Source organism: Pseudomonas sp. ok272, assembly GCF_900109995.1.
Taxonomy (GTDB): domain Bacteria; phylum Pseudomonadota; class Gammaproteobacteria; order Pseudomonadales; family Pseudomonadaceae; genus Aquipseudomonas.
Genome location: NZ_FOCB01000016.1, coordinates 1 through 4,432, shown reverse-complemented (window position 1 = coordinate 4,432; position 4,432 = coordinate 1). Strand labels below are relative to the sequence as shown.

The following is a 4,432-nucleotide window of genomic DNA, read 5'->3' as shown; positions in this document are numbered from 1 at the left end:
TGAGTTGACGCTGCAAATTCGCCGCCGCCGGGTCGCGCAGCAGGCGGTGATTGGCCTCGACATACCGCGGCCACAAGGTCTCGAGCAGAGGCGCGTTTTGGCTCAGGCCAAAGCGCTGGTACCACGGCACGCCGTGGCTGGCGCGGTAATCGAGGCGACCGAGCTCGCGCATCAGCTCATTCAGCGCGCGCAATTGCTCATCGCCCTGCCCGGCCTGGTCCAGACCAGCCAAGGCGTCCTGCACCTGGACGATGTGCGCGCGGTTGCTGGCGAAGGACAGCAACAGGCCGGTGCCCCAGAGCAATGCGAGGCCCATCACGGTGGCATAGGCGATGCGGGGTGCGGGCCAGCCGAGGCGGCGCTGATGGACGCTCTTGTCGCCGCGTATACCGTCCCAGACCGGGTCCATCAACCAATGCTGATCCGCATCGTCCGTGCGCTTGGGCAACGCCAGGCTGAACCACAACCCGCGCAACGGCACGCCCCGGGCAAGCGTACCGAGCAGCGGTGTCAGCGCCCGGCGCCAGCGGTTGATGCCTTCATCCTTCAGGTTCTGGGACAAGCGCAGCAAAAAGTCATCACCCCGCTTGCGCTGCACCTGCGCCAAACCACGCTGGCGCAACGGGTCCAGCAGTTGGGTCAGGTGGCTTTCCAGTTCATCGAGCGTGACCGGCGAAGACAGCGCGCACCCCACCGGCTGGGTTTCACGCGTGCCCTGCGGCCACCGGCTGACACAGACCTGCCACAGGTACAGCGGCAATTGCCAATGCAGCGCGCGAGCCAGGGTCCGCAGCCGACGCACGCCGACACCCAACGCCGCGTGATCGGTACTTTGCTCGGTGTTCAGGGCCCAGACCACCCCGTCCAGCGACCGCCAGCCGCTCAGACCTTCCCATTGGCTGAACAAGGCGTCAGCCTGCACACTGCCGCCCCACAGCAGCACGGTATCCGGGCCAATGAGCCACTGTTTACCGACCAAGCCGGGGGCGATGGCTTCGATCTCGGCCGGTTCGCCGACGATCAGCAGCACGCGAAATTGGCGACGCCAGCAGCGGCCGTAGTGTTCGCGTTGGTGTTCAAGCAACGCCACCAGGTCTTTGTGCCGGGCTTTCTTGGGGCGCGGTGCAGGCGCCAATGACTCGGGGCTGACCAACCGTTTGCCCAGGCCACGGTGCATCACCTGCCAGGTCAACAACGCCACGACGCTCAACAGCGCCCAGCACACAACGCCTTTGAGCAGCAGGTCCAGCCACCCGGCGCGACTCACCGGCAGCGATCCCGCCCACACCCACCAGGCCATGCCAGCGACGACACACACCGCCATGATCGCGACCAGCAACAACGCCGTCGGCCAAGGGGACGCTTTCGGGAATTCAATAGACTGAAACATTGGGCTGCACCACTCCAAGGGCCAGGGTGTAATGGGGGTCAGACGCCAACCAGGCGCACGGCTCGCCCTGCTGTTCGGCGTACCAGGCCGCCAGGGTCAGCGCGACCATCGCCTCCAGGTCCGCCAACGCGCCGAAGTGGGCGTCCTGGCGGTGTTGCTGGGTGTTCCAGCCGATGCCTGACAGGTCGGGCATCTCGGCCTGGGAGAACGACACGCAAACGGACGTGGCGGCTGTTTGCTCGCCCTGTTGCAACGCACGCTCAGCCACCTCGGGCAGCTTCTCGTGCCTGGCCGCGAACCATTCGCCCCGGGACAGGCGCACGCCCTCCTGCGGGGCGATCCACCACAGCACGGCGGCCTCCCCTGGGGGCAGGTGAGTCGCCGGCCGCACGGGTGATGAGTGGCAGCCGGCACACAGGATACGGATGTTCGACGGCGCGCCCTGTAGCCGATCAATGATCGCCTCCAGGCTGCCGAGGCCTTGCCACGACTCGGGTGTATCCGGCAGTTGCAGTTCAGGGCAGCACGCGGCCATCTGCTCGACAAAGGCCTGCCAAGCCGGCAACGAACCTTGCCAATAACAGCACAGCGGTTGCAGGACCGGACCTGGCGTGCGCTGCTGATCCCATTGCAACGCCAGCAAGGTCGCCAGCCCCCGCTCGCGCGCCGTGACATCGTCGCCAAACACCTGGAGCAAGCGGATCGCGGGCCCCTCGGGCGTTGCCGTCGGCGCAGGAGGTGGGTGGCCTGGGTTGAGTAGCTGCTGGCGTTGTTCGGGCGTGCTGCAAGAGGGGCCCAGCAAAACCGCGTCACGCAGTGCCACGGTCTGGCGATGAGTGTTCCACCAGGCGTGCTTGATCTCCCCCACCCGCTCGTCGAAGGTTCGCTTGTTGTGAACACTGAGGTGATAGAAGAACATCCGCAGCAAGAAGATCAGCAACCACAACAGCGATACCGCGACTACAGCGGGAATCAACATGTACCCCGCGCTTGGATCACCACTTGTCCCGTAGTCCCACGCCAGTTTGCCAGCGCCCAGCAGCACCACGCCGCTGATCCACCAACGCGAATAAACGGGCTTGTTCTGCGCCTCAGGGTAGGTTCCAAACTCCGGAGCCTTGTTCATGACGACCTCCTGCCATCAGGCATAAAACGCCCCCTCATTGGGGGCATGATTGGGGCTGCGGTAACTGCAGCGCGGTATTGATCGGGTACTGGGGGCTGCCATAGGCGTGGCAGGAGGTGGTGACTTGTACTTCGTCACAGGGCAGGAAGTGCACGGTCAGGCCGCAGGCTTTCTGGCCGGTGTAGTCGGGGATGGGGACGAGCTTGGTGTGTTGGCGTTTTTGGGCTCGGATTTTATTTCGCCATGCCAAGTACTTCTCTTGGTCTTCATATCCTGGGAAGTTTTTGGAGTCTGCCACCCCCGTCTCCCAATCAACCCGCACCGTCATCCCCGGCTGCCAGCGCTGGGGCGCGATGTAGCAGCAACCACCGCCCCCGCCCTGGTATGGGCTGATGATGTCGAGGCCCGAGCGGCCATCGACGCTGAAGCGGTTGATCGCCCAGTGGGTGTGGTTGATGGCTTCCAGGCTGCCGGCCTGGGCGAGCATCGGCACGCCCAGGGCGCCCAGGACTGCGAACCGGGCCAGCCACCGCAAGCGTGGGCCCGGGGTTGGGCGGCACTGCACCGGATCAACTCTGTCCATCCTTGCCCTCCTCCCGCGCGGCATAAAACGCGTTGAACGGCGCCATGACCGCTTGCTGGAGCCGGGCGATGCGCTCGGCTTCGGTGAGGACTGGCGGGTTCGCGTCAGGCCGCGGGTCGGGGTTTACCGCAATCATCTGGCCGTTGTCTTCGCGGTACAGCACCAACTCCCGGCGGCCGCGCTCGCCGAAGAACAGCATGCGTTCGGAGAAGTAACTCCCCCCCAACTCACGCCCGAGGTCGTAGAAAAACCAGGCACGGGAGTCGTGGACCTGATCGTCGAACAGGGCGCGCAGCAGGCCCTCGGGGCGGTGGGCGTTGCGGTGTTCCGCGACTTCGCCACGGCGATGTTCGTCGGGGTGGTTGGTTTCCAGGTAAGGCGCCGGGAACAAGCGACTGACCCGGCTGCGCCCCGCCTCCTTGATGCGCAGGCGCTCGGCCAGCGCATGACCGGTGCTCAGCGCGAGCAGCGGGCCCACGCGCAATGCCACCAGGGTCAACCGGCTTGGGCCACGGTAGTGGGCGGCGCATTCTTCGGCGGCTTCGCGCAGTTGGGTTTGATCCAGATCCGCATCGAAGTCCTTGACTCCGGGCTCCAGCACGGTTTTCGATTCGCGGCTGAAACGCTCGCGGGCCAGGTGCTCGCGGCGGCGCTGGTTGACCTGCGCCTGTTGGTTGTCGCGCGCTGACTCGGCGTGCGCGCGTACTGCCTTGTCGGCGTGGGTATCACTGGCTTGCTGGTAGAACGCGGTGCCCTTGAGGCTGGCAAAGGCGTAGCGGTCGATGCGCCAGCCGGTGATCCAGCCGATCTGCTCACGCACGGCATCTTCCAGGGTGTGAGGACTTGGCAGGGGGTTGTAGCCGGCAGCCTGCTCGGGGGACAGGGGTTGCTCCACGGAAGGTTGGTGGAGGGTGACTTCGCGCCAGGCGTTGAAGCGGTTGACCAGGGTTGGAGCGACAGCAAATGACCTCTCCACATTAGTTTCCATCGCTCGCCACAACTCATGGCGTAAGTCGATTGGTACGGAATCTTTAGGCACCTTCAAAGGAGCGCCATGGGCAAAGGCATCGGCATAAAGATCATGGAGGGCAATCTGTGAAAGTAATAAACGATCATCCCTACCAACCGCCTTCCCTTGATTCCCCGGCCTATACCCCCCACCCAGGTCCGTATGCACCCCCGGATAAATCACCTCCTGGCTATTGGCCGGATACTCACCGCCCTGCCGGCGGATCGATTCCAACGGAAAACTCAGGCGCTGCTCATGGCTGGCCACCAGGTGCAGGCAGCGCTTGACCAGCGTGCCCTCGGGCAATGCCTGGGTGCCATCGGC

The 4,432-nt window shown here is 64.8% G+C and carries 3 protein-coding genes and 1 pseudogene; all 4 read right to left on the bottom strand.

Going from position 1 to position 4,432, the window contains the following annotated elements; all coding sequences use genetic code 11:
- On the bottom strand, positions 1-1,390 hold a 1,390-nt coding region (locus tag BMW74_RS20450; protein WP_305881717.1), incomplete at its 3' end, for an ImcF-related family protein.
- A complete protein-coding gene (locus tag BMW74_RS20445; RefSeq protein WP_093425804.1) occupies positions 1,374-2,516 on the bottom strand; it encodes a hypothetical protein in 1,143 nt (380 codons plus the stop codon). The genes BMW74_RS20450 and BMW74_RS20445, both read right to left, overlap by 17 nt.
- Positions 2,517-2,550: 34 nt before the next feature.
- A complete protein-coding gene (locus tag BMW74_RS20440; RefSeq protein WP_093426004.1) occupies positions 2,551-3,003 on the bottom strand; it encodes a Tli1a family immunity protein in 453 nt (150 codons plus the stop codon).
- Between the two features lie 82 nt (positions 3,004-3,085).
- Positions 3,086-4,432, bottom strand: a pseudogene (locus tag BMW74_RS20435) (DUF2235 domain-containing protein); the annotation flags it as partial.